The sequence below is a fragment of the Mesorhizobium sp. C089B genome, assembly GCF_030323125.1.
Classification (GTDB): Bacteria; Pseudomonadota; Alphaproteobacteria; order Rhizobiales; family Rhizobiaceae; genus Mesorhizobium.
Window position 1 is genome coordinate 996507 of the sequence record NZ_CP100469.1, and the last position, 21090, is coordinate 1017596.

At 58.3% G+C, this 21090-nt stretch carries 30 protein-coding genes and 1 pseudogene; 21 read left to right on the top strand and 10 right to left on the bottom strand.

The window, feature by feature from the left end; translation table 11 throughout:
• Positions 1-3 precede the first annotated feature (3 nt).
• The 3 genes from NLY44_RS05025 to NLY44_RS05030 are packed head-to-tail and all read left to right on the top strand — an operon-like array spanning position 4 to position 1225.
• On the top strand, positions 4-630 hold the full coding sequence (locus NLY44_RS05025; RefSeq protein WP_023690457.1) for a LysR family transcriptional regulator: 627 nt from the start codon (positions 4-6) through the stop codon (positions 628-630).
• The gene (locus tag NLY44_RS32920) at positions 536-904 is read left to right on the top strand and encodes a LysR substrate-binding domain-containing protein (protein ID WP_084013112.1); all 369 of its coding nucleotides are present in this window, start codon (positions 536-538) and stop codon (positions 902-904) included. The genes NLY44_RS05025 and NLY44_RS32920 overlap by 95 nt, the downstream gene beginning before the upstream one ends.
• Positions 905-946: 42 nt before the next feature.
• Complete coding sequence (locus tag NLY44_RS05030) at positions 947-1225, top strand: hypothetical protein (protein WP_023670652.1); 279 nt, start codon at positions 947-949, stop codon at positions 1223-1225.
• Positions 1226-1334: 109 nt separating this feature from the next.
• Here the strand turns inward: NLY44_RS05030 and NLY44_RS05035 are convergent, their stop codons facing one another.
• From NLY44_RS05035 to NLY44_RS05045, 3 genes are all read right to left on the bottom strand, one after another.
• Positions 1335-1523, bottom strand: coding sequence for a hypothetical protein (locus NLY44_RS05035; protein WP_245261925.1), 189 nt, complete (start codon positions 1521-1523; stop codon positions 1335-1337).
• A complete protein-coding gene (locus NLY44_RS05040) occupies positions 1513-1737 on the bottom strand; it encodes a hypothetical protein (protein ID WP_023690459.1) in 225 nt (74 codons plus the stop codon). Before NLY44_RS05040 ends, NLY44_RS05035 begins: the two co-directional genes overlap by 11 nt.
• A gap of 585 nt (positions 1738-2322) precedes the next feature.
• Positions 2323-2958 carry a class I SAM-dependent methyltransferase gene (locus tag NLY44_RS05045; protein ID WP_023670654.1) on the bottom strand — a complete coding sequence of 212 codons (636 nt, stop codon included), beginning with the start codon at positions 2956-2958 and terminating at the stop codon, positions 2323-2325.
• 363 nt (positions 2959-3321) lie between these two features.
• Between NLY44_RS05045 and NLY44_RS05050 the strand changes: the two genes are divergently transcribed.
• Both NLY44_RS05050 and NLY44_RS05055 read left to right on the top strand, forming a co-directional pair.
• Entirely contained in the window at positions 3322-3531 is a 210-nt protein-coding gene (locus NLY44_RS05050; RefSeq protein WP_023694061.1) for a hypothetical protein, read from the top strand.
• Positions 3532-3663: 132 nt separating this feature from the next.
• A complete protein-coding gene (locus NLY44_RS05055; protein ID WP_023690461.1) occupies positions 3664-3876 on the top strand; it encodes a hypothetical protein in 213 nt (70 codons plus the stop codon).
• Between the two features lie 579 nt (positions 3877-4455).
• On the opposite strand, the gene NLY44_RS33185 is transcribed toward NLY44_RS05055, so the two are convergent.
• Complete coding sequence (locus NLY44_RS33185; protein ID WP_084013115.1) at positions 4456-4680, bottom strand: Y4oE-related protein; 225 nt, start codon at positions 4678-4680, stop codon at positions 4456-4458.
• A 111-nt stretch (positions 4681-4791) separates the two neighbouring features.
• Here NLY44_RS33185 and NLY44_RS05060 point away from each other — a divergent pair, with 111 nt between their 5' ends.
• The 6 genes from NLY44_RS05060 to NLY44_RS05085 all read left to right on the top strand — a co-directional run bounded on the left by NLY44_RS05060 (position 4792) and on the right by NLY44_RS05085 (position 9621).
• The gene (locus NLY44_RS05060; RefSeq protein ID WP_352498131.1) at positions 4792-6033 is read left to right on the top strand and encodes a pilus assembly protein TadG-related protein; all 1242 of its coding nucleotides are present in this window, start codon (positions 4792-4794) and stop codon (positions 6031-6033) included.
• A 19-nt stretch (positions 6034-6052) separates the two neighbouring features.
• Complete coding sequence (locus tag NLY44_RS05065) at positions 6053-6478, top strand: TadE/TadG family type IV pilus assembly protein (protein ID WP_031210656.1); 426 nt, start codon at positions 6053-6055, stop codon at positions 6476-6478.
• Positions 6468-6878, top strand: coding sequence for a TadE/TadG family type IV pilus assembly protein (locus tag NLY44_RS05070; RefSeq protein ID WP_023716265.1), 411 nt, complete (start codon positions 6468-6470; stop codon positions 6876-6878). Before NLY44_RS05065 ends, NLY44_RS05070 begins: the two co-directional genes overlap by 11 nt.
• Positions 6879-7259: 381 nt before the next feature.
• Positions 7260-7640 (top strand): hypothetical protein, encoded by a 381-nt coding sequence (locus NLY44_RS05075; protein WP_023690706.1) that lies wholly within the window; start codon positions 7260-7262, stop codon positions 7638-7640.
• A 663-nt stretch (positions 7641-8303) separates the two neighbouring features.
• Positions 8304-8549 (top strand): hypothetical protein, encoded by a 246-nt coding sequence (locus NLY44_RS05080; RefSeq protein ID WP_023673947.1) that lies wholly within the window; start codon positions 8304-8306, stop codon positions 8547-8549.
• A 703-nt stretch (positions 8550-9252) separates the two neighbouring features.
• Positions 9253-9621: a VanZ family protein gene (locus NLY44_RS05085; RefSeq protein WP_245261975.1), complete on the top strand. Its 369-nt coding sequence runs from the start codon at positions 9253-9255 to the stop codon at positions 9619-9621.
• 646 nt (positions 9622-10267) lie between these two features.
• On the opposite strand, the gene NLY44_RS05090 is transcribed toward NLY44_RS05085, so the two are convergent.
• Positions 10268-10540, bottom strand: a complete 273-nt coding sequence (locus NLY44_RS05090; RefSeq protein WP_023690703.1) for a hypothetical protein — start codon at positions 10538-10540, stop codon at positions 10268-10270.
• 368 nt (positions 10541-10908) lie between these two features.
• Between NLY44_RS05090 and NLY44_RS05095 the strand changes: the two genes are divergently transcribed.
• From NLY44_RS05095 to NLY44_RS05120, 6 genes are all read left to right on the top strand, one after another.
• Positions 10909-11031, top strand: coding sequence for a hypothetical protein (locus NLY44_RS05095; RefSeq protein ID WP_245261978.1), 123 nt, complete (start codon positions 10909-10911; stop codon positions 11029-11031).
• A 464-nt stretch (positions 11032-11495) separates the two neighbouring features.
• Positions 11496-12251: a Crp/Fnr family transcriptional regulator gene (locus NLY44_RS05100; protein WP_023706251.1), complete on the top strand. Its 756-nt coding sequence runs from the start codon at positions 11496-11498 to the stop codon at positions 12249-12251.
• 574 nt (positions 12252-12825) lie between these two features.
• The gene (locus NLY44_RS05105; RefSeq protein ID WP_023690600.1) at positions 12826-13056 is read left to right on the top strand and encodes a hypothetical protein; all 231 of its coding nucleotides are present in this window, start codon (positions 12826-12828) and stop codon (positions 13054-13056) included.
• Positions 13056-13298 (top strand): DUF982 domain-containing protein, encoded by a 243-nt coding sequence (locus NLY44_RS05110; protein WP_023669677.1) that lies wholly within the window; start codon positions 13056-13058, stop codon positions 13296-13298. The genes NLY44_RS05105 and NLY44_RS05110 overlap by 1 nt, the downstream gene beginning before the upstream one ends.
• Before the next feature lie 1139 nt (positions 13299-14437).
• On the top strand, positions 14438-15316 hold the full coding sequence (locus NLY44_RS05115) for a YihY/virulence factor BrkB family protein (protein WP_286456758.1): 879 nt from the start codon (positions 14438-14440) through the stop codon (positions 15314-15316).
• 825 nt (positions 15317-16141) lie between these two features.
• Positions 16142-16426: a hypothetical protein gene (locus NLY44_RS05120; protein ID WP_023673895.1), complete on the top strand. Its 285-nt coding sequence runs from the start codon at positions 16142-16144 to the stop codon at positions 16424-16426.
• Positions 16427-16560: 134 nt separating this feature from the next.
• On the opposite strand, the gene NLY44_RS05125 is transcribed toward NLY44_RS05120, so the two are convergent.
• From NLY44_RS05125 to NLY44_RS05135, 3 genes are all read right to left on the bottom strand, one after another.
• Positions 16561-16788: a KTSC domain-containing protein gene (locus NLY44_RS05125; protein ID WP_023673160.1), complete on the bottom strand. Its 228-nt coding sequence runs from the start codon at positions 16786-16788 to the stop codon at positions 16561-16563.
• A 41-nt stretch (positions 16789-16829) separates the two neighbouring features.
• The gene (locus NLY44_RS05130) at positions 16830-17024 is read right to left on the bottom strand and encodes a hypothetical protein (RefSeq protein WP_023699326.1); all 195 of its coding nucleotides are present in this window, start codon (positions 17022-17024) and stop codon (positions 16830-16832) included.
• Between the two features lie 193 nt (positions 17025-17217).
• Complete coding sequence (locus NLY44_RS05135; RefSeq protein ID WP_023805142.1) at positions 17218-17403, bottom strand: DUF3606 domain-containing protein; 186 nt, start codon at positions 17401-17403, stop codon at positions 17218-17220.
• A gap of 126 nt (positions 17404-17529) precedes the next feature.
• On the opposite strand from NLY44_RS05135, the pseudogene NLY44_RS05140 reads away from it, so the two are divergent.
• The 3 genes and pseudogenes from NLY44_RS05140 to NLY44_RS05150 all read left to right on the top strand — a co-directional run bounded on the left by NLY44_RS05140 (position 17530) and on the right by NLY44_RS05150 (position 19131).
• A pseudogene (locus tag NLY44_RS05140) lies at positions 17530-18395 on the top strand (ATP-dependent DNA ligase).
• Between the two features lie 275 nt (positions 18396-18670).
• Positions 18671-18829 (top strand): hypothetical protein, encoded by a 159-nt coding sequence (locus NLY44_RS05145; protein WP_155929886.1) that lies wholly within the window; start codon positions 18671-18673, stop codon positions 18827-18829.
• On the top strand, positions 18826-19131 hold the full coding sequence (locus tag NLY44_RS05150) for a hypothetical protein (RefSeq protein ID WP_023673877.1): 306 nt from the start codon (positions 18826-18828) through the stop codon (positions 19129-19131). Before NLY44_RS05145 ends, NLY44_RS05150 begins: the two co-directional genes overlap by 4 nt.
• A 146-nt stretch (positions 19132-19277) precedes the next feature.
• Here the strand turns inward: NLY44_RS05150 and NLY44_RS05155 are convergent, their stop codons facing one another.
• Entirely contained in the window at positions 19278-20276 is a 999-nt protein-coding gene (locus tag NLY44_RS05155) for a hypothetical protein (RefSeq protein ID WP_023690590.1), read from the bottom strand.
• A 219-nt stretch (positions 20277-20495) separates the two neighbouring features.
• Here NLY44_RS05155 and NLY44_RS05160 point away from each other — a divergent pair, with 219 nt between their 5' ends.
• The gene (locus tag NLY44_RS05160) at positions 20496-20735 is read left to right on the top strand and encodes a hypothetical protein (RefSeq protein WP_023695015.1); all 240 of its coding nucleotides are present in this window, start codon (positions 20496-20498) and stop codon (positions 20733-20735) included.
• 89 nt (positions 20736-20824) lie between these two features.
• Here NLY44_RS05160 and NLY44_RS05165 read toward each other — a convergent pair whose 3' ends face one another.
• Entirely contained in the window at positions 20825-21037 is a 213-nt protein-coding gene (locus tag NLY44_RS05165; RefSeq protein ID WP_023695016.1) for a hypothetical protein, read from the bottom strand.
• Positions 21038-21090: the final 53 nt, after the last annotated feature.

Here is a 21090-nt window from a genome sequence, read left to right on the forward strand (position 1 = left end):
GGAATGCGCATCGACGAGATATGTGTCTTCATCAACGTCCTCGAGGCAGGGAGCTTTGCCGGCGCGGCGCGCCGTCTCGGCATGCCTGCAACGACAGTGAGCGCCAAGGTCGCGGCCCTGGAGCGACGGCTCGGGCTCTCGTTGATCCAGCGCACGACCAGAAAGCTGCGCGCTACGCCCAAGGGCCAAGCCTATTTCGAGCGGTGTCGCATCGCGCTGCGAGAAATCGAGACCGTCGAAGCTGAGCTTCGCGCAGAGTCGGCGGGGATGGACGGACAGCTTCGGCTGACGGCGTCAGTGGATATCGCGCAGACGCTTCTACCGCCTGTTATTGCAGCGTTCCGTAAGGCTTATCCGGCGGTCGCCGTTGATCTCGTCGTCACCGACCGCGTTGCCGATCTCGTCGCCGACGGCATCGACCTCGCCGTGCGCGTCGGCCCGTTGCGCGATTCCAGCCTGATCTCACGCGCTTTCGTGACGGGTCCTTCAGGACACTTCCAAGGCCTACCTCGGCCGCCGGGGCACACCTGTCTCACTGGAGCAACTCGAACATCACGATCTAATCGCCCTCAGCAAGGCATGGGCGCGACCGCTGCCGATGCTGGCGGGCGACCGGAAGATCGGTGTTGACCTGACAGGGGGCCTCACCTGCGATGATCTGCTAACGGTGAGGGCGCTCGTGGCGATAGGATTGGGCATCAGCTTTCTTCCAGGCTATCTCGCCCATCAGCTCGATCTGGTGCGGGTACTCCCCGAACTGCGTTCACCGTTTACCGGCCTAGTCTTTGCTTATCCGGCACAGAAGTGGGCGCAACGACACCGGTCGCACCTGGTGCAGATGTTCGACAGCTCCGTGGTGCGCGGTCATGTCTCGGCGGTAGGGGCAAAAGGGCCTAGGCGATAAGATAGGTATTGCCCTGCGGAATCGGGTGGGATTCTAACTGCGATGACACACGAATTGCTTGCAGACGACGGTTGGGCCGAGACGATTGAGCTTCTCGGCGGCGAAGATTTGCTTACGCGGAGCGCCCGCGAGACGAAGGCGTTCCTGCGTCCGCAGGGCGTTCAATCGGCGCCCGATTTGTTGCGCCTGACGCGCGGCGGCTTCTCGACCAAAATCCATCTGAAGACACCTAACGCGTTCATTGGACAGCGACCCATTACTTGGCCCGCCGGCTCATGTTGGCGGGCTTTTTTGCGTCAGTCGGGAACAACCTCGCTCTGAGGCTGTTCGTTCACACCCGGCTCGTTCTTCAGCGATTCCTGCCGGTGACCAAGATGTCCTCTCCACTCGTCATGGTCGGCCCGCGCAGCCTCGGAAGCAGGCGCGGGCCTCATTCGCCGTCATTGCTGTGTGCTCGGTGCGCAACCGCTTCTTTGAATGCGCGTGCTGCTGCATCGCAAGCGACACGTGAGGAGCCGTTCACGGACAGGATGATTTCGGCTGCCTTCACGGTCAAACCGTGTTTTTCGGCGAACTCTGCGGCTGTGTATGCGAGTTTTGTTTTTTCGCTACTCCGCATTTCTGACTCCATAGATCTCTTGCGCCTCGTGCAAGCTCTGTCGGGCCTGTTGCAGTGATCGATGCAAGTTCGCCAGCAATTCGTCGGCGTCGGCCGTCGGACTGCCTTCGTGATCCAGTAAGCCGACGATAATATCCTGCTTGGAAACGATGCTCTCGTTGTGAACGAGTTGGCCCATAAAATATATGAGCCGGCTCTGTGCCGGTGTGGGCATGGGCCTTCTCCCTGGTCGGGCGAAAGCCTGATGATCGCTCCCAAGCGCCTCGTGCCTGTTTGTTTTTGATTTTTCGAGGCGACCGCAGCAGTGTGCGCTCGTTAGCAGGCCATGGCAACCGGCCAGGCAATTGCAGCATCCACGCTGCGCACGCCGCCCTGACCGCGCGTGCCGGCCCCTGGCGTCGCTCGGCCGCTACTTCAGTGTTTCCGGTTGACAATCGTGGTCGGCGCACCGCATTTTCGCATTGAGGGACAAACGTGGGGAACCCTGCATGAAGAAGCCTTATCAGAAGCCGGAACTAAAGAAGCGCGAGAAGCTCTCGGCCGTAACGGCTGTGTGCACGCCATCAACCTGCACCGATGAGTGAGAACCTTTAGGCCCAAGGCGCTTTGCCGAAATTCGCTAGAGAGGGACTGCAGTGAAGAAAGAATACAGCAAGCCAGTACTGACCAAACGTGGGCGTCTCAGCGCAGTGACGGCGCAATTGGCACCCAGTGTTGAACCCAGAGGAGCCTAGGCAAACCCCTGCAACAAAGCCAGTTGGCTTCGGCGGCGGGCTTTTCCGCTTCCAGGCGCCGAAACTTATCTTCGCGTGCCTGTCACAACGAGCCATGCGGTTTCCGTGCTCGGTCTCCGCACTTCAGGGTCGCTGAACCCTGCCTCTCGCAAGGCAGCAATGACCTCATCCGGCTCGCGAGGTGTAAAAATATCGGCCGGCATGTTCATCCGGTCCATATGTGCCTTCGGGAGGAAGCCAAGCACGACGCGACCGCCTGGTTTGAGGACGCGATGGAGCTCTGCGGATCCAGCTCTAAGGCTTTGCCAGAAGTACACTGTGTGGACGCTGAGAGCCTTGTCGAATGTGCTATCCGGCAAGGGCAAGTCCTCGACTAGCCCGGTTCGGAACTCGGCTCGTCCGACGCGCACTGCATCGGCGAACCGGTGGGAGGCAGCGTTCACGACATCCTGCGAGCGGTCAACACCGCAAACGAATGCTGCCTCACGGATAAGTTGCGGCAGTAAAACTGCGCCGCCGAAACCGACCTCCACGGCACGATCTACCGGGACCAGGTGCACTTGATCGAGAGCGTAGCCGTTGAGCCGGGCATTGCCCCGGTTCATTCCGGCCCGGACCAGCCAGCCGCCGGTTCGGTCGGCCAGGACAGTGGTTTCGCTATAAATCGTGGCGCCATCCGATCCCACCCATATTCGGGTCATCTAGCCACCATGCGCCTAGAAGCGGCCGCCCCGCAAACGCTGCTTCGATAGCGATGACCAGTTGGGTTGTGCTGCGCTCTTAGGCGTCGCATTCCAGCGGCTGGTGGTCCGGTTGCTCGTGCCACATCACCTGGCGGAAGTCGCGACGGTCTACCTTTTGCGCGCAAATGGGGCGCGCATAGAAATGCTCTTCCCAGTCAGGTCATGTGGCTTGCCGGGGATGGGCGGTCCGAGGTTGGCTATTCTGGCCGTGCCCGACCGAACCCGTCGTAGCGGCAAAACTTCTGCAAGGCGTGCCCGTTGTCCGATCGCCCGCTCGCATTTTTTGTACCATATATTCGCGGCTTCCATTAGCATCCCCTCATGGCAACTCTGCGGTACGGCGTAAGGCGGGAACCGGATGGGACGTGGACGGTGTTCGACGTGTTCACCGGGCTGCCGGCTATTGTAGCGGGCCACCCATCTGTCGACCTTCCCGACATGGAGTATGCCGAAGAGCTGGCGGCCATCCTGAATGCCAACGACCTGAAGCAGAGGCTATCTCAAGGGAGGTTCCCCGGAGGGTTCGCCTGACTGAAGTGGCATTAGCCCCCGTTGTATGCCCATCCAGGATGGTTCGTCCGATCCGAGCAAGCATTTGTTATTGATCTACCGACTACGACGGTCTTAAATCGACTTGCCATTGCGTTTCGTAGGGAGGATGTGATGAGCAACGTGGTGTCAATTCGCAAGGCCACGCCTCGCGTGGAAGTGGTCGGAGCCAGTGGCGAATGGGTCGTCCGCATCATAGAGACCGACCAGGAAATTACACGCTCATTCGGCCTGGAATCGTTTGCGCTGTCCTTCGCTGAAGGCCAGCGGATACGGCTACATCTCGACAAGGTTGTGCGGCTTCAGGACCCTCCTGCGGCTAGGTAACCTCAGTACCTGGACGGTGTTGGACGATTCCATGGCTGGTGAGATGCTTGCGGTGTGACGTCTCTCGTCCGCCGGACGCAAGGGCAGGGCACCTTTTGAATTGACAAGGCGCGGGCTGATTGACAACCTTTGGCTGTAAATGCGCTTTGCCTCAAATTTCCACTGGAGGGACTGCATGAAGAAAGAATACAGCAAGCCAGTACTGACCAAACGTGGGCGTCTGAGCGCAGTGACTGCGCAATTGGCACCCAGTGTTGAACCGCGATCCACATCCTAAGCAAACCACGGCCCTGCAACAAAAGCCCGCTGGCTTCGGTCGGCGGGTTTTGTTCTGACGCGTGGTAGGAACCGGCGATGAGGCTGTTCCTCGTCGCACTCGTTGTTTTGTCTTTGATGGCCGTCGGCTTCTGGCTGGCGGCCCAGTTGTTCCTGCCTCACTGATCGAGCTCCAGCGGCTCATGATCTGGTTGCTCGTGCCACATGACCTGGCGGAAGTCGCGCTTGTCGACCTGCTGGCCGCAGATCGGGCATGGGTGAAATCGATCGTGCCCGTCCTGCGGTTGGTGTGGCTTGCCGGGCTTAGGCGGTCCAAGGTCGGCTATTCTGGTCATGCTCGAACGAACACGATTTCGCGGCAAAAGTTCCTTCAGTTGCTCTTCTCAGTTGGTGAAAGACATCGCACCAAAAGCGATAGTCATCTGGTCGACCGTCGAAATGAGCCTCCAAAGCGCACTGCGCCACGGCGGTCGCCGCTTCCAACCCGTAGAGATCGACCGCAGATTGAGCGGCCTGATCTCGGTACATGCGAGGCGAGGAGGAATTGCAGCGCACCTATTTCGTCTGGCAGGTCGGACTTCATCGAATCGGAATGGGTTTTTTACACATTCGTTTATCTATTCATGGTTTCTAATACATATGGCATCCAACGCGTTCACCCGGATCTGGTTTGCTTTGAGCCGCCTAAGGCGCGCCACGAACGGTAACGTTGCCGTCATCGTTGCCTTCACCTTGCCGGTCGTGGTTGGCGGCGCCGGCCTCGGTGTGGAGACATCCTTCTGGTATTACAGCAGCCTTAAGCTGCAGGCCGTTGCCGATGCCGCGGCCTATGCCGGTGCGCTCGAGAAAGTCGCGGGTTCCGATAACCCGACCATCATCGCCGCCGCCACGCAGTCCGCGACCTCGAACAATTTTGCCACGCCGGGCACGATCCAGGTCAACACGCCGCCATTGTCCGGCCCGAACACCGCAAAGAAGGCGGTGGAGGTCATCGTCAAGCAGAACCTAGATCGCTACTTCACGGCGATTTTCAACCAGGCGCCCGTTGCCGAACAGGCAAGGGCGGTGGCGCTGATCAATGACGCCTCCAAGGCTTGCGTGCTGGCGCTCAGTCAGTCGGCCTCCCAGGCTGCGCTCTTTTCCGGCAACACCACCGTCAACCTCACCGGCTGTTCGGTCATGTCGGACTCGATTGCCTCGGACGCCATAAAGACGCAGGGCTCGGCGGTGCTCAAGGCCGACTGCCTGATCACGGTCGGCGGCATGGTGCTGAACAATCCGGCGACCACGGTCTGCAAGTCCAACATCACCCAGGCCTTGCCGGCAGCCGATCCTTTCTCCAGCCTGGCGGCGCCGACGGCCGGGAACCCGTGCAAGTCTGTCAACGGCAACAAGACGTCGCAAACACTCCAGCCTGGCACCTACTGTAGCGGCATGAGCCTCAGCGGCAACGTCACCCTGCAGCCCGGCGTCTACGTCGTGCAGGGCGGTATGAAGGTCAACGCCAACGCGGTCGTCGCGGGCAGCGGGGTAACCATCTTCATGGCAGGCAGCAACACTGTCAGCATGAACGGCAACGCCAAGGTGACGCTGAGCGCGCCTACCTCCGGAGCCTATTCCGGCGTGCTGTTCTACGGCGACAGGACCGGGACTGCGGCACAGAGCACCTTCAATGGCACAGCGGACTCGCTTTTGACCGGCGCCATCTATTTTCCCAGGCAGCAGGTCAACTATCTTGGCAACTTCTCGGGGAACGGTGGCTGCACTCAGGTCGTCGCCGACACCATCCAGTGGTCAGGCAGTACGACCATCAAGCAGGACTGCACCAGCCTCGGGATGAAGAACATTCCGGCGACGCAATCCGTTCAGCTCGTCGAGTAGCGGGATGGGTGGGCGGACCTTGCGCATTGTCCTGGACAAATCCGGGATAGCTGCCGTCGAGTTTTCCATGTTGCTGCCCATCCTGTGCCTCGTTTGCCTCGGCATCGCCGACGGCTGGTCCTACGTAACGAGTTACCTGCAGATGCGCGCGGGCGTTAAAACCGCGGCCAATCTCGTAATGGCCGGCGCGTCCAATGACACGGGAACGCAGGCGGTCGCGCTTTCGAGCTGGAACGACAAGCCCGAGGACGCCGCCGTCGTGCTGATCCGCTCCTATTTGTGCGGCGCCACGGTCGTGGATGAGACCACCATCTGCGGCGGAACAAAGCTGCCGACTGTCTTCGTCCAGATAACGGCCACGGGCACCTGGGTGCCCCCGTTCAACTTCGGTGTTTTCCCGGACCCGCGCGCGATCAGCCATCAGGAGGTGATCCGTGTCCGCTGAAAGGATCGGATCCAGGTGGCGCCGTGACTGCTCCGGCGCAGCCGGGCTGGAATTCGCCTTGATCGCGCCTTTCCTGGTGATGCTTTTGTTCGGAATCTTCGCCTTCGGCTGGGCCATGAATGCCGTGTCGACCGTCCGCTATACACTGGAAACCTCTTCTCGGGCGCTGCAGCTGAACAACACGCTTTCGCAGAGCGACATCCAGGCCATCGCCACGCAGAAATTGGTGAACCTGGGTCTGCAGAACGTCATTGTGACGATCGCGATCGACCCTGCCAGCGGCGGCTTCAAGATGGCGCATCTGACCGCGAGCTATGCCTTCGTCATCGCTTTCCCGTATTTCGACCAGTATCCGATAAATTACGCCACGACCGTCACGGTGCCTCTGGTTGCTAGCTAGGCGTACGACCGGCTTTCGTTGAGTTGGCGGCCCTGTATTCAGCTTCCCAAGGCAATGCGTCGAAGTCGGGCTTGTGCCCCGCTTCACGGTAGGCGGCCTGAGTGAGGAAACCTGCTTTGTCCCGCTCCACAACGCAAACAAATGGCGGAGTGCCCGGGCACCTATAAACGCCTACAGCTTTTTCCATGCAACAGGTGTGCTACGGGTGCTCGGAGATGTCGTCCTTCATTACGATGACAGAACAAGAGCGAGGACAGCAGCGGCCCGGCATCACTGAAAGGGTGCGGGTTGGTAAAATTCGTACAACTCTTTTCATTGCGGAGAGAGTTTCGGCGAGCTTATTAATGTGTCGTTTGCCATTGCCTTTTCTGGGAGGCTGCGATGGTTGCAACGCCCATAGATATCGCTCGAGCGGCCACTACGGCCACCTTGCTGATGCGCCAGAAGTCCATGGCGGAACCCGCCACATTTCGCCGGGACATGGATCAATCGCGCAGGGCCATCCGAGCCTCACGCGAGCTTCTGAAGCGCCTTGGTCAACGTCGTCGCGACGTGGCGCTAGGCTGGGAAGATGCCGACCCGTCTACTGTTGCCGTCTCCGCCTTTCAAGCCGACGTTCTCCGATGTGCATTCCGAGCCCTAGTAGGGGAAACGGGTACGCCTGAGTGTCAATGGCGCGATTTAGCCAAGGCCCTGGTGCGCGATTTCACTGGGTGCGAGCTGATCGAAACTGGCTTGGTGGATTGGATCGTCAGCAAGTAGCCGCTGCCCGCCAGCGGCCCAGCAGCGGTCTGCGGGGACTTTGCAGCGGACGCGCTGGGCCTGACCGGTGGGGCGGTGTGGTATCCGCCGGCTGGCGAACATATGCGCCTCCTGCCAACGCCAGCGAAACATCCAAACGAACGAGGCGATCTAACCGCGATCTCGCCATCCAAGGCCAACACATAGGCCGATAGCAAAGGCCTATAATCGCTGAGAGAACGAAAATGGCCGACGCCATGGTTGGGGAACCCGGGTGGGTAGGCGCCGGCCACAAGCGGAACAAGCCCGCCGCGCCACACACATGGCTGATTTGTCATCACGTGGTTATGGTGTTCGCGCAGGGCTGCACCAGCGGAACTTAGTAAACGCCGCTTGGTAAGCGATCCTCGACGCGATCGTTCATCGCCACGACGACTTGGGAAACTTGACGGCTGCAGCCTTCTGCCATGTCAAGCTCAAGTCGTTAACAGCGGCCGCCCGGTCATGAGCAGGCATGCGCCCATCCTAGCATATCGCGCTGCCGGTTTCGCAAGGCGCAGCAGCAAGGGGAGGCGACCAGAGCCGATGTGAAGGGGACTAGTCAAGCTAATATTCGCTTGCGCTAATTTAAATGTGCCGTAACGTCATGCTCAGCATTTTTGGGGAGGAGCAACGGTGGGGAGTATGATGAGAGTAGCTGTGTTTTGCGCGGCGATCGTGATCGCTGGGACTGGTGTCGCTATAGCCAAGGAGAAGAAGGTGGTGGTGAGTGACGCCACGGACCTTTGCTCTACGAAGCACTCTGCCAAGAAGCAGGTGCTCGAACTGGACTGCAGGCCGACCGGAACCGCCAAATTGCCGGCCGATGGAACGCCGGAAAAGCCGCGCCTCGGATACGACACCGATCCGTGGCTGGTTAAAGGCCTTTAGAGACTAGCCGCTGGCAATACAGCGCAGCTAAGGGGAATGTGCGCTGGCGGTGAAGCCTTCTTTGTTCTCTCATCGGTGGAACATTGTCGCCTGGAAACGCTTCGGACGGTGCACTGCCCCATCAGTGCAACGTTCCCTTCCTTGTTTGCACTGGCCGGCTGCCGAAAGGTGGCCGGCTTTTTTGTATATAACCGCGACCTGATGTTTGGGATTGTTGATGGACAGCCGCGAGTGGCCGCTGCTGGCCTAGCGTCTAGGATTGGAATATGTAGAGGCGAGATCACCAAGGCAGGGATGACCAGACTAAACAGCGGTTTCGTCTTTTAGCCGCGACGCCGGCGATAATTGAATTCAGAAGGGCGTCGGCCCGGCTGCACAGCTGGGCCAAGGCTGGAAAGAGTTCCGCTCCCGCCCAGCACGATACGCATCGCACCTGGGCGCAAGCGGTACCAATGGCTCGCCTATTCCGCCGCGCCTTTTCGGCAGGAAACCCTCGGCCTCATCACAATGGAGGGCGACATTCGCAGCGCCCTATGGAACCATCCAGAGTGACATAGGCTGTTTCATGGAACTTCCTGATGACATCAGGAGGCCTGTTAAGCATGCCAGTTGTTCGCGCTCGTAGCTCAGATGCAGGTTGGAGCTCTGCCTAGTGCGCCAGTATCGGAAGCGAGAACTAGGAACCGGGAGTGCTGCGGATAGATTGCCGCAGTCGAGCTTTTATCAGAGCATGGCAAGGGCTGCCTTTCTCTCCACGTTGGCGGTCGTCCTGTTGCTCGCGCTATTGCCAGACCACTTGCTGCACGCGTTGGCCTTTACGTCTCATCACGACAAGCTCAACCACGCCGCCGCGTTCGCCACCTTGTCGGCTTTGGGTAGCCTCGGCTGGCCCCAACAGGTGGTCCGGCTGGCGGTTCTACTTGCTTTTACGGGCGCAGCGATCGAAATCCTTCAAAGCGTCACAGGGCGTGACATGAGTGTCTTCGACTGGTTTGCCGACTGCGCCGGAATGGCATACGGGCTGAGAACCATGAGCTGGGTGAACGAGATTCTGGGCGAACCGGTTATTTGATCGCCACAGCTCCGCCTTACCGCCGCCGTCTTGGCCCACTTGCCAGCCTCACGCCCGCGGCCGCCTTCGAACCCTCGCTATTTTTAATTTCCGACGCAAAGGCCGATGGGTTTCAGGGCCGCTCACCATTTAGACTTAGGTCCGATTCTTTCCCGCAAATGGCCGAATCCGGAAACATTTCTCCTTCTACTTTGTTGCAGTGGCCGTGCCGCTGAGGAGAACATGCACAGTGCCTCTATCAAATGAACTGCGCGACGTACCTTTAGAATTCCAATGCCCCTCCTGTTCACGCCCTATGGTGAGAAGGGGATCCTGGCTGAAAACGATTGCCGGTTTCAAATGCGATAGTTGCAGGTCCAGAGTGCGGATCGGCTACGAAGAGAAGCTGGCCATATTCGACCGGCACCTTAAGCGAGGCGCGCCGGATCTGGGCCGACGACCAATGGAGTGCGATCCCGGCAACGGTTCCTGAGAGTGTGTCGGCAATTCAAGCTCCAACTGCTTGCGGTCTGCCGCAAGTCCAAGCTTTCATCTGGTCGCAGGGTCAGGCGGCTCTTTCGTCCGCACGGAACCGATGATGGCGAGAGGTTTCGATGCGTCGGAGCACCGAGCAGGTCTACACGTTTTTCGTAGCGACCACCAATCTCTAGCTGACCACTTCAACGCTTTGACGAGGTGCGAGCAACTTGATTTTCAATAGTCTTTTTCGGGCCAACATGCGCGCCGCCTCTGCGATGCGGCCTCCGTAAGCATCGGCGACGAATGATAGCGTCGACAGGTCAATAATGAGGTCGTCGATCGCGCCCGCCAAGACACTGGACCCGCGCCCAAATTGATGCACCAGCGCCCGCACTTCCTTAAGTGCCGTCGAGGCTTCACCCGCATCCAGCAGCGCCTCGATGTCATCGAAAATCTGCATCCCGACCCTCCCGCTTGAAAACGATGGCAATTTCGCGCGAAAAGAAAGCGCCTGCCAAGGTGCTCGCGCACGAAGGCGGCTATTCAGACAACAAGAAAGCCCTGGTGGACCCACGATGAAGGGCGTCCATGGAGGGCGTTCAGCGAGACGCAACCGAGATCCGGCGCGACATTAAACGACAGCGATGCTTGAGCCGCGCTCTCTTACGAGCAATCCGAGCAGCGCCCAGCCGCCAGCCGATCGAAGATGTACGCCAAGACCGACAAGCTGGTGCAGCGTTTTGCCAAGGCTGAAGACGCGGTGAATCGCTCAGCGAAGACATGACCGGGGTGAAGGCGGCCACTGCCGAGGTGACCCGGTGGAAGTTGATGGGCCTCGGCGCATTCGGCTCACTGCATCGCAGCGGCGGCGCTCGCGTCGCTAGTTACGCCCTATTGGTCCTATCTGGCGCGTGCTGCGTGGCGGATCACGAGTTCTATCCGTGCTGCTAAGTCAGCAGAATTCCACACCACCTCCGGATAGGCCGTCTAGATCCGGTAACCGCACATTCTTGAGCACATTGTACGATTGTTACGCAAAGCAGCGGCCGCATCGACTCTCATCATCTTGGAACTACATTGCCACAATGGCACAGCTCTTTGAATCCGCCCCAGTGAGCGCTTCATTTCAGATGATCGTGGACCACTATGAGACAGCGGTTTCACTCCAGGAGCGCATTGTGACTCGCGCTCGACAAGTCGGCTTGTCAACGAAAAGCGATGACGAATTCCTGGAGTATCTGAATGCCGTCTTAGCGCGGGCGCGCCAAAGCTTGGCTCGCGCTGATCAACGCAGTTGTTAATAAATGGGACATCCGCGGCCCGCAGGCATACAGTGTGCTATCGACGGCAACTCTAAGGGCGTCCGTCGGCTGTGAGCGATCAACATGCTTCCGCCCCAATAGGGAGAGGGAGCTATGACAGACTCCAGTTCACGAACTCACACTGCCGCGCAATGCGACACCCGCCAAAATTCCATCTATCGCAATTCGCTGCTGCTTCGAATGTGCTCGGCAGATTTGGCCTTGCTGCAACCTCATTTGGAAAGCGTCTCCCTTGGACTGAAGACGCATCTCGAAGTGGCGGGGTCTCCAATCAGAACCGTGTACTTCTTCGAGAGCGGTCTCGGGTCAGTGGTGGGCGAACTGCGGCCTGGTATTGAAGCTGAGATCGGAATCATAGGTTGTGAGGGTATGACCGGCTCAGCGCTTATCATGGGCGATGACCGGTCAACGCACGATTGTTACGTCCAATTAGAGGCCCGAGCCTTTGTTATCGACGCGGGCCTCTTCACCAAGGCGCTTTTGACAAGCCCAACCCTGCGAAGTTTTCTGCTCCGCTACGTTCACTACTTTCACCTCCAGGCAAGCTTCACCGCGCTCAGCAATGCCCGGATGAACATCGTCGACAGGCTCTCAAGATGGCTGGTGATGTGCGATGATCGCGTCGACGGGAACAGCTTTGCGATTACGCACGAGTTCTTGTCAGTTATGCTCGGTGTCAGGCGGCCCGGCGTCACCATAGCGCTGCAAACCTTGGAGGGCCAAGGTCTGATACGCTCAATGCGAGGAGAGGTAGTCATTCTTGACCGAGCGCGTCTGATTGCGCTGGCTGATGGGTCATATGGCAGGGCTGAAGCCGAATACGCTCGGCTAGTCGGCAAACTGCATTGACCCCAGACGCCGCGCCCGTGGCACTATCCTGAGTGCCCCTGCAACGGAGCCCGCCGGCTGAGCCACGGTGTTTTTGCGTCAGGCGGGAACATTCCCGCTCTGAGGCTGTTTGGCCACAGCTGGCTCGTTCTTCAGCGGTCCGTGCCGGTGACCAAGATGTCCTCTCCACTCGTCATGGTCGGCCCGCGCAGCCTCCGAAGCAGGCGCGGGCCATCCCTGCAGCGTCGCCAGACGTCAGCGGGCTTTTTATCATTCGCCGTTTATCATGGAAGATTTGCAAGTTCGCGCCTGCGACGTTGCGCCATTGGATCAACACGTCCATGGGACGATCATCAGGCCTCCGCTCGAAAAGCCGGGTATAGAACTCCTCCGCTTTGTCCATCCTTGGCGAGCACGGCGTAAATTCCTTGGATTTGCATTCAAAAATTGATTCCACCCATAATGAACAAAGGGCGGGTCCCGTTCCAAAATGGGGTGTTTGCGGCAACCTGCTTTGTACGTTTCCGGCTCTTGCCTTTTTCGGAAAGTGACCCACAGAATAGCTGGTGAGGTTCTATCTCTCTGGGAGGATGGGATGGACGTTCAAGCACCTGTTCGGCCTGTGCAGCAAACGGCCAAGGAGCTGGTCCGCGAGGTCCTGTTGGGTTCTCAACCGGGCAATATAATTTCCCTGAAGGCGACCATTGCAGCGGTGCGCGAGCGCGGCCATGATCTTCGTGAGACTGACTGCCAGTTGGTCGGAATGATCGTCAATTCAGCCTCCGTTTGGGGACTGTTCATCGCCTTTGACGTTCGAGAGGCTTGATGCCCCACCGCTGGTTCAACCCTCCGGTTTATGTGAAGACTGAGCGCCCGGGGCTTCGCCTTGGTGTCAACCGAGTTGATGCCGCCGCGGAGGAGCTTCTAAAGTGGTCCAATCGTGGCCCCAAGTGGCGGCTGGCGGCTGAGGCTTGCCTATCTGCGATGGATGGCAAAATGCCGGGTAACGACTTCCGGCTGCTGTTCGAAGCCGCAGCCGATGAAGAGGAGATGCTACTGCCGGATTAACAACGCTATACGGACGGGACCATGCGCGTCTGTTCGCGTTGGCGGTCGGCGAATTAACTTGAATAATCTGACGCAAACGGCTGTGGCCATTGCTCTGTTTTGACCTTTTGTGTTACCTATTGTGCTTCGTTCCCGAGCTTCCTTTTCGATCCCTTGAAGAATACCGGAAAGAACGGGTTCGCGATGTCCGACACCAGAACAATAAGCGAATCGGAACGACCCCGGCGAAAATCAATTGCTTGTCGATTGAACTGAAATCCGATCGACCTTACAGCCTCGTTCACGCGGGTTCGGGTATCCTCCCTCACGTCGCCTGTACGCTCGAATTTCTGCTTTTGGGATCCGCTGGGGCCAGCTCAAAGACCGACGAGGCGCTTAGCCGACTGGCGGCTCATCACGAGAGCGGTCCGGCAGCTTTAGGAGTAGTAGATTTGCAATATGGGTGCCAACTATTCGTCCCAATTGGGACAGGCTGCGGCCGGCAAGCTGCGCCTAGGTCTCACAAAAGGCTCAGGCGTTGGCATCGGAAAAGAGGCGGCTGCTAATTCTGAATGACCGATATGAGGCGCATGCGGTCCGGCAGTATATGGAACGAGAGCAGAAGGTCTGCTTCTGGTGCAAACCAGCGGAAAGGTGCCATTCCGCTGGTGGCGCGATCTTGGCCGCAACGACGTTGGTTGCCGCTGCCTGAAAGCAGACACGGTGGTACCGCGTTGGCAGCTTTGGCGCCTCAAAGCGATATTGAGGCTCAGGACGGTTTTAATCTCACCTCGACCAATCAGCTTGGAAAAGCGGCGATAGTCCGGATGCTCGTACCGCCAGCGGCCGGCGGAGATCGCAGGATGCACGCCAGCTTCCTGCGCCGCCTCCAACACCTCCTCCGTGCTGTTGTCCTTGTCGGTGCAAACGAGCCAGCCTCCGCTTCTATGGTTTCCGAACGAACTAAAATGATCTTGAGAAACCATTATCAAATGCGCGTCCCGAAATGGGGGCGAAGGCGATGCGAGCGCATCGGAGCGGAAGTTCTATGCCGGCGACCCTCCGCGGAAGTCGGTGCGAAACTCCTGCCACAGCCCGCAACCGGAACATCACATGTGCTGGTGCATTGCTAGTGAACGCCAATTCGACTGGGGCGCAAAATGCATCGCGCGATCACAAATGCATGGGCAATGGTGCGAGAAGCCGTCGTTGGGTTCGTCAACGACAATGCTCTCAGCCATGGCGCAGCAATCGCTTTTTATGCCACAACATCGTTGGCGCCAATTCTGCTCATCGTGGTTGCAATTGCGGGTCTCGCATTCGGTCACGAGGCAGCGCAAGCGGCATTGTCCGCCCAAATCACAGGGATGATGGGTACAGAAAGCGCAAATATCCTGCAAACCGCACTGAAGAGCGCATCCGAAAAGCCATCCGGCGGCACTTGGCCGGCGGTGATTGGCATCATCACCTTGCTTGTGAGCGCTTCCGGGGTCTTCGGCGAAATACAGCAGTCTTTGAACATGATATGGAAGGTCGAAGCGCAGGGAAGTTCGTTGTCGCGCCTGGTGCGCGCACGTGCGGTAAGTCTGGGACTGGTCACCGCACTTGGCTTCATGTTGCTCGTCTCTCTAGTCGCGAGCGCGGCGATTTCGGCCCTAGGCAACCTCATCAACGCACAGTTGCCGTTCGGGACACTTGTCCTGGGCGTTATCAACGCGGTCGTTTCTTTTGTCCTCCTCGCAGCTATTTTCGCTGCCATCTTCAAGATCTTGCCTGATCGAACCCTGGAATGGCGGGATGTCTGGATTGGCGCTGTTGTGACTGCTGCCCTGTTCACGCTCGGGAAATCGCTTATCGGTTGGTATATAGGCTCCAGCGCGGTCGCGGCCTCATATGGGGCCGCCGGTGGGCTGCTCGTCATCCTGTTGTGGGCTTACTACTCGGCGGAAATTTTTCTTTTTGGTGCGGAAATCACTCGCGCCTATTCCATTCGACACGGCAGCAGGTCCGATCAGGAAGCTGTGCTTCACAATGGTTGACCTGCAAGAGATGCCACTATCGCCGGCTGATCCCCGGTCCTGATCGCGTACTCTGATCAGGTCTAGGCTCGCCGGGATCGAGGTGGTTGGGGTCTTCGCCCGGCGAGCTGTCCACCTGCACGGAAAGTACTGGCCGTGGGTTTGCCCATCAGCCGTGACTTATGCAATATCGGTGCGGTTAAGCCCACAAGCATGCCCAACTGCACCGGCCATTCCCTACGGCTGCGTATGGTCTTCGCGCTCGGCAATTTTTTCCAAGAGCTTCCGTGAAGCCTCTAGGACACGGCGCGTCTCTTGGATGGTCGATTGTAGGGATTCAAGTTCTCTCTCCGCCCATCGCTGGCTACGGCGGGCGCCTTCGACGAACTGGTGGTCAGATTCCCATTTGTCTTTCATGCCTCTCAACGAGCGAGCCGGGGAACTCGTTCTAGTATACTCAAGGCCGATTGCCCGCTGGCTCACGCTGGCGGGCTTTTTTGCGTCAGTCGGGAACATCCTCACCCTGAGGCTGTTCGGTCACACCCGGCTCGTTCTTAAGCGGTCCTGCCGGTGACCAAGATCGCCCCTCACTCATCATGGTCGGCCCGCGCTCGGAAGCAAGCGCGGGCCATCCCTGAACAAGTCCGGGGCAACCGGCCAGGCAATTGCAGCATCGATGGTGGCCGCCGGCCGCCTTGACCGAACTTGCGGGCCAATTCCTCCTAGGTTGACGACGAAATATCGGTAGCAATTTCTACAATTTTCAATTTGGCTGGAAACCCTTTCTACCCGCAAGCGTTGAATTAGCACGGCTGCATTCAAGCAGTTGCATTCGGAGGAATTTTGATGAATTCGAAAATGCTCATTCTCGGCGCGACATTTGCCCTTATGACCGGATCGGCCTTTGCCGGCAGTTCCACTGGCACGTCTGCGCTCGACGATCCTGCAAAAATGTCTCCTTTCTTCACGGACAGCAGCATGAAGACCATGAAGTCTGAGGCCGAAGCGAAAACCGCTTGGTCGGCTATGTCTCAGGAGGATAAGGACGCTGTGATGAAGGACTGCGCTGACGCAGATATTGCGAAGGCCCATGAGAACTTCTGCAAAGCTGCGATGATGATGGGCAAATAGGCCCAGCACCTAGCTTAATATAATACGCGCCCGCTGGCCCGGCCGGCGGGCGTTTTCGTTTGCCCTCGGAACCTGGTCAATTCGCACAGTTGCTCCCCTGCGATGGCGCGGGCCGCCTCGAATCTGAAATTCTGTCAATCGCCCGACGCGGCTGCTGCCCTCCCTGCCGCGAGCCGGAATGCATAACGATTGCGGATGTGGCTGTTAAAATAGACGCCCTTGGCAAAGGCAGCTTTGAACGCGGCAACGGCCTCAGCAGGTACGTCCAAAAACTCGTAATGCTTCCCGCTCGCTACAAACCAAACCGAGAGAACCCTGGTGTTCGGGTCATAGTCGAACTTGCGTATCGAAGTCGACGGCATGGTATGCCATCCAAACTCAGCTAGCCGAGTTGGATCGCCAGCTACAGGCTGAAACTGTATTCGAATATGTGGCCGCGCTTTTCGTCGGCAACCCTGATCCAGATGGGCTCGGTGGTGCGCAGAGTGATGTCGCGCTCTGTCGCTTCCCGCGCCGCCCTGATCGGCGTTGTCGCGTTGACGATGTGGGTAGCCGTCACGGTATCGCCGTCCATTTCCTCAACGTGGTATTTCGGCACTTTTGTTCCTAGGCGTCTAGTTCGATAGGCTGATCGTGATCCGGATCGGAATGATAAGCGACCTGGCGAAAATCGCGCATGTCGATCTGTTGGCCGCAAACAGGGCAAGGCATGAAATGATCGAGCTCGCTCGCGGGCGGGCCTTCATGTCGGTGCCCAATTATTGGTCTGCCGAGATCCGATAGCCTGGTCATTATTTCCGCAGAGCCTTCGCTTCTCGCTCCAGCGTTTCGCGTTGGTTGCCGTGCTTCGCGATCAGCTCTTTCACCTGCTGGGGTGTGATGCCGGTCTTTGTTGCGAAATACTCGACTTCATAATCCTCATCGGCCGAGACCTGGTCCCGATCGCGAAAGTCCCGCTTGCTCTTGTCGTCGGCCATATCGATTCCTCCTTCGCTCATCCCGCAACGCCGAGTTGACGTGTTTGTTGCACCCAAGAGGCTGATTTCCGGTTTCGGAACTATTTTAGCTCAATCTTATTGAATCGCCGGAGGGCGGATCAGTGCATGCGTTTGAAGTTCATCGAGCCGTTGATGCCGACCCTTGTGGAGAACCCTCCCGAGGGTGAAGGCTGGACCCACGAGGTCAAGTTCGACGGCTACCGATCGCAGATGATCATCGATGAAGACGGCACACGCATTTATACGCGCAACGGCCACGACTGGACTGCGAAATATCGCGACCTGGTGAGAGAGGCCAAGCGCCTTGGTGCCGAAAGCGCCATTGTCGACGGCGAGATAGTCGTTCTGAACGACAAGGGCCTTTCGGACTTCGCAGCGCTGCGCAAAGCCATTACCCGCCGGCAGCACGACTTGTATTTTGTTGCCTTTGATCTGCTTCATCTTAACGGCCACGATCTGCGCGATATGGCGCTAGAGGAGCGGCGCGAGATCCTGGCCGGCATGATCGAGCCCGGCGGGCGTATTCAGTTCAGCGAGCCCTTGCCGGGGGAAGCCAAGGCCATCTTTCACTTGCTCGACAAGGCCGGACTTGAAGGCATGGTGTCGAAGCGGAAGGACAGCAAATACCGAAGCGGTCCGTCGACCAACTGGCTGAAGGCCAAGTGCTATGCGATTGACGAGTTCGATCTGCTCGGCGTCGAGCGTGAAGCGGGCAAGCCGGCTTTCGCTCTGATGGCTGAGCGCGGCACCGGGCGCTATGTCGGCAGCGCATTCGTCACCTTGAACCGGGAAATGCGCGAGAGGCTATGGAAACGCGTCCAGGAGCACCCAGGCACGGCGCCCAAGGGCGTCATGAAGCGGCCTGCGACGCAATGGGTCAAGCCGGGCTGATCGGCCGCGTGAAGCACTTGCGTGTGGAGGATGACCTGCGGCATGCATCGCTGCAGGACTTCCGCGAGGAGAACAAATAGCAGCTCCACAACTGGCCATCGCTTTTGCGAGAGGCGCGCATCCCAACGCCGCAAAGGCCGAGCTGAACGCGATACCGCAGGAACTCGCCTCACGCTGATCAACGGTTAACACGGCTAAGGACGCCTAACACTGTCATTGCAAAGAATAGGAAAGGAGTTTTTAGACATTCATTCATCTATCCGTGCTTTCTAATGAGCTATGTCTTTCAGCACCTTCACCCGGATATTGGAGGATGTCGTGGATGATAATTGATGCCGCCAGCGGAGGTTTCCGCATGGCACATCTTACCGCCGACTACGCCTATCTGATCGCGTTCCCGTTTTTCGATCAATACCCAATCAATCACTCAACGACTGTCACCGTCCCGCTGGTTGCGAGCAAAATCCCGCCGGCCTTGGTTTGGAAAAGGGGCCATCCTGGATGCGAATTATGACAAAGATTTTTGAGATCCTGGTGGGAAGCATGGCGATTGGAGCCGTTCTCGCAAATCTTTGCATGCCGGCGAACGCCGCAGTTGGCGACGACGGAACCACTGCCCCCACTGGCACGAGCGGTGCCACTGTCGGAACCGAGTCCCCCGACCATCCGACCAATACGGATCTGCCTCGCATTGTCGACGCTATGTCGAGCGCCGAAATCACTCGGTTCAAGAAGCGCTGCATCGACGTGATCGAGAGCCGGGGCGTTTATGATCGTGACCTGCGCCAGCTCTGCCTGCTGATCTGGCGCCACTAACCAAACCGTTCGCAAGTGCCGGAGCTGTCGACATGACACTCTCCAGTTCCGACAGTAGAGGCCCGCCCACCGAAAGGTTGGCGGGCTTTTAGCTAGCGGCCCTTACCCTACGGTTGGGTAAGTGTTTCCGCCCGATTATCCGCGCCCTAAAAGCGCATCCCCTCGATGCCATCTTCACGCACTTCCCAATCATCCCCACCGTCTAAGTCCGAATGCTTGGCCCTGAAGGTTTCAAGATAGTCGACTATCTGAGGGTCGTTCGGGTCGAACGCTTGCCAATGTGGATCATCATCGACGTTGGCCAGATCGAGAAACTCGGTGATGTCCACCCCGCCATTGAGGGCGGCGACGCCAGAGTTCAAGCCGATGTATCTCAGGTTGAAGTCAAAGCGAAAATCGGGTGACCGGAAGAACTTGGCCCTGTCGCAGTCCGGGAAAGGCCGGGCTCGGAAGTGGTCCATCAAGCGCTGCTTTTCAGCGATGCCTTCAGTAACTGAAATCATGTATGTTTCCGGCCGTGACAGACTTTCGTTGATCCGGCCGGCCGGCTTCCTCATGGCGCCCCAGAGGTGAGGCAAGCCAATTGCAGAGAAGAAATCCTGACCGATCGATTCGCCGGGCCAAAATTTAGGGTTGTATGGTCGAACGACAACACGATCAGGTCCGAGCGCCTCAACAAACGGTCGCAGGATTTCGTAGAAATCAAGTTGATATTCCGCGACTTCGATGGGGCCCGTCAGGTAGTCTTTGACGCATTGCGCATACACGCTCTCAAGCAAGTGATCGAAGCGCCGCAAATAGAACACCACCTTCACCTCGGCGCCAATATCCAACAGACCCTGAAAAAAAGATGGATGAGTGCTGGCTCGCGAAAATTCCTCGCCTGACATCAGCAACGTCTCGCAATCGGAATCGAGTGCGAAGAACGCGCCAACGTTCTGCTCAAACGATTTGCTGTCGTCGTAACCGATTGCGGCTATGCTGTGCTGCGGCCCGAACGCTTCATTGGCCGGGTCGTGGGGGTCGGGGTAATGGATCGAGTTCCCCGCCAACAGATCCCGATTGGAGGCCAGGCTCGCCTGAAGATAAGAGCTTCCAGTCTTGTGAATTCCGCAATGCAAAATAAACTTCTTATAGCGCCTCAATGGCCGCCACTCCCGTTCACTCCTGATTGTTTATCAGGCGCCACTGCGTGCGCTCGGGACCATACCATGGACCGCAGTTGGTGGCATTACCCCGAATGCATACGGCAGGGCAGATGACGGACGCTAGTCCGCGGCGACATTGCGCCGGTGCTTCCAATCGAACGAAACGCCGGCCGGGGCCAGGCGGTAAGTGCTCTCGCCGGAGGTGGATCAGACAGTATGAGCGGCATTGATCTGATCTCCAATCTCGCAGCGACCATGGCTCCGGTCATGGAGCAGATGGGCGTTATCGCAGCTTCAGAACTCGGTCCCGAAACGCTGCAAGATCGAATTCGCGCCGAGGCTTATGCAAGCGGAAGCGTGGTGGTCGGCCGATATGAGGTGGGCTGCGTGGTCACGACGAATGTAGGCACCACGGTCATGCGCCCGCGCTCCCCTCGTCCAGCCCGCTCGAGCTGAAATTGACTGCTCAACGATGGAGGCGGAGAAGGCGCACTAGAGCGGTCCGACCGCTACAGCGATAGCGCCATCAAGACAGCGCTGCTACGTCAGAGCAGCAGGTGAATTGTCACAAGCTCGATGATCAGCAAAACGGCGCACACCGTGCCCGCAAGGGCATAGCCTCTCCAATAGGCACGGATATCCTGATCGGTTTGGAATGCTTCTAGCCAGAGCCCGTCGGGGAAGACGCCAAGGCAAATTGGGATAGGCATCGCGGCTGGCACGATTGTATCAGGTGCTAAAGCATCTCTGCCCAACATGCAGGCGGCTCTCTGACCGCGAAGAACGCATATTAGCCTGCGCTAACTAATGG

What these genes read in the sequence shown, in the direction of transcription:
- NLY44_RS05025 (WP_023690457.1), top strand. Translation starts at nt 4, where the DNA reads ATGCGCATCGACGAGATATGTGTCTTCATCAACGTCCTCGAGGCAGGG.
- NLY44_RS05030 (WP_023670652.1), top strand. Translation starts at nt 947, where the DNA reads ATGACACACGAATTGCTTGCAGACGACGGTTGGGCCGAGACGATTGAG.
- NLY44_RS05035 (WP_245261925.1), bottom strand. Translation starts at nt 1,523, where the DNA reads ATGCGGAGTAGCGAAAAAACAAAACTCGCATACACAGCCGCAGAGTTC.
- NLY44_RS05040 (WP_023690459.1), bottom strand. Translation starts at nt 1,737, where the DNA reads ATGCCCACACCGGCACAGAGCCGGCTCATATATTTTATGGGCCAACTC.
- NLY44_RS05045 (WP_023670654.1), bottom strand. Translation starts at nt 2,958, where the DNA reads ATGACCCGAATATGGGTGGGATCGGATGGCGCCACGATTTATAGCGAA.
- NLY44_RS05050 (WP_023694061.1), top strand. Translation starts at nt 3,322, where the DNA reads ATGGCAACTCTGCGGTACGGCGTAAGGCGGGAACCGGATGGGACGTGG.
- NLY44_RS05055 (WP_023690461.1), top strand. Translation starts at nt 3,664, where the DNA reads ATGAGCAACGTGGTGTCAATTCGCAAGGCCACGCCTCGCGTGGAAGTG.
- NLY44_RS33185 (WP_084013115.1), bottom strand. Translation starts at nt 4,680, where the DNA reads ATGTACCGAGATCAGGCCGCTCAATCTGCGGTCGATCTCTACGGGTTG.
- NLY44_RS05060 (WP_352498131.1), top strand. Translation starts at nt 4,792, where the DNA reads ATGGCATCCAACGCGTTCACCCGGATCTGGTTTGCTTTGAGCCGCCTA.
- NLY44_RS05075 (WP_023690706.1), top strand. Translation starts at nt 7,260, where the DNA reads ATGGTTGCAACGCCCATAGATATCGCTCGAGCGGCCACTACGGCCACC.
- NLY44_RS05080 (WP_023673947.1), top strand. Translation starts at nt 8,304, where the DNA reads ATGATGAGAGTAGCTGTGTTTTGCGCGGCGATCGTGATCGCTGGGACT.
- NLY44_RS05090 (WP_023690703.1), bottom strand. Translation starts at nt 10,540, where the DNA reads ATGCAGATTTTCGATGACATCGAGGCGCTGCTGGATGCGGGTGAAGCC.
- NLY44_RS05095 (WP_245261978.1), top strand. Translation starts at nt 10,909, where the DNA reads ATGGGCCTCGGCGCATTCGGCTCACTGCATCGCAGCGGCGGCGCTCGC.
- NLY44_RS05100 (WP_023706251.1), top strand. Translation starts at nt 11,496, where the DNA reads ATGACAGACTCCAGTTCACGAACTCACACTGCCGCGCAATGCGACACC.
- NLY44_RS05105 (WP_023690600.1), top strand. Translation starts at nt 12,826, where the DNA reads ATGGACGTTCAAGCACCTGTTCGGCCTGTGCAGCAAACGGCCAAGGAG.
- NLY44_RS05110 (WP_023669677.1), top strand. Translation starts at nt 13,056, where the DNA reads ATGCCCCACCGCTGGTTCAACCCTCCGGTTTATGTGAAGACTGAGCGC.
- NLY44_RS05115 (WP_286456758.1), top strand. Translation starts at nt 14,438, where the DNA reads ATGCATCGCGCGATCACAAATGCATGGGCAATGGTGCGAGAAGCCGTC.
- NLY44_RS05120 (WP_023673895.1), top strand. Translation starts at nt 16,142, where the DNA reads ATGAATTCGAAAATGCTCATTCTCGGCGCGACATTTGCCCTTATGACC.
- NLY44_RS05125 (WP_023673160.1), bottom strand. Translation starts at nt 16,788, where the DNA reads ATGCCGTCGACTTCGATACGCAAGTTCGACTATGACCCGAACACCAGG.
- NLY44_RS05135 (WP_023805142.1), bottom strand. Translation starts at nt 17,403, where the DNA reads ATGGCCGACGACAAGAGCAAGCGGGACTTTCGCGATCGGGACCAGGTC.
- NLY44_RS05145 (WP_155929886.1), top strand. Translation starts at nt 18,671, where the DNA reads ATGGCACATCTTACCGCCGACTACGCCTATCTGATCGCGTTCCCGTTT.
- NLY44_RS05150 (WP_023673877.1), top strand. Translation starts at nt 18,826, where the DNA reads ATGACAAAGATTTTTGAGATCCTGGTGGGAAGCATGGCGATTGGAGCC.
- NLY44_RS05160 (WP_023695015.1), top strand. Translation starts at nt 20,496, where the DNA reads ATGAGCGGCATTGATCTGATCTCCAATCTCGCAGCGACCATGGCTCCG.
- NLY44_RS05165 (WP_023695016.1), bottom strand. Translation starts at nt 21,037, where the DNA reads ATGTTGGGCAGAGATGCTTTAGCACCTGATACAATCGTGCCAGCCGCG.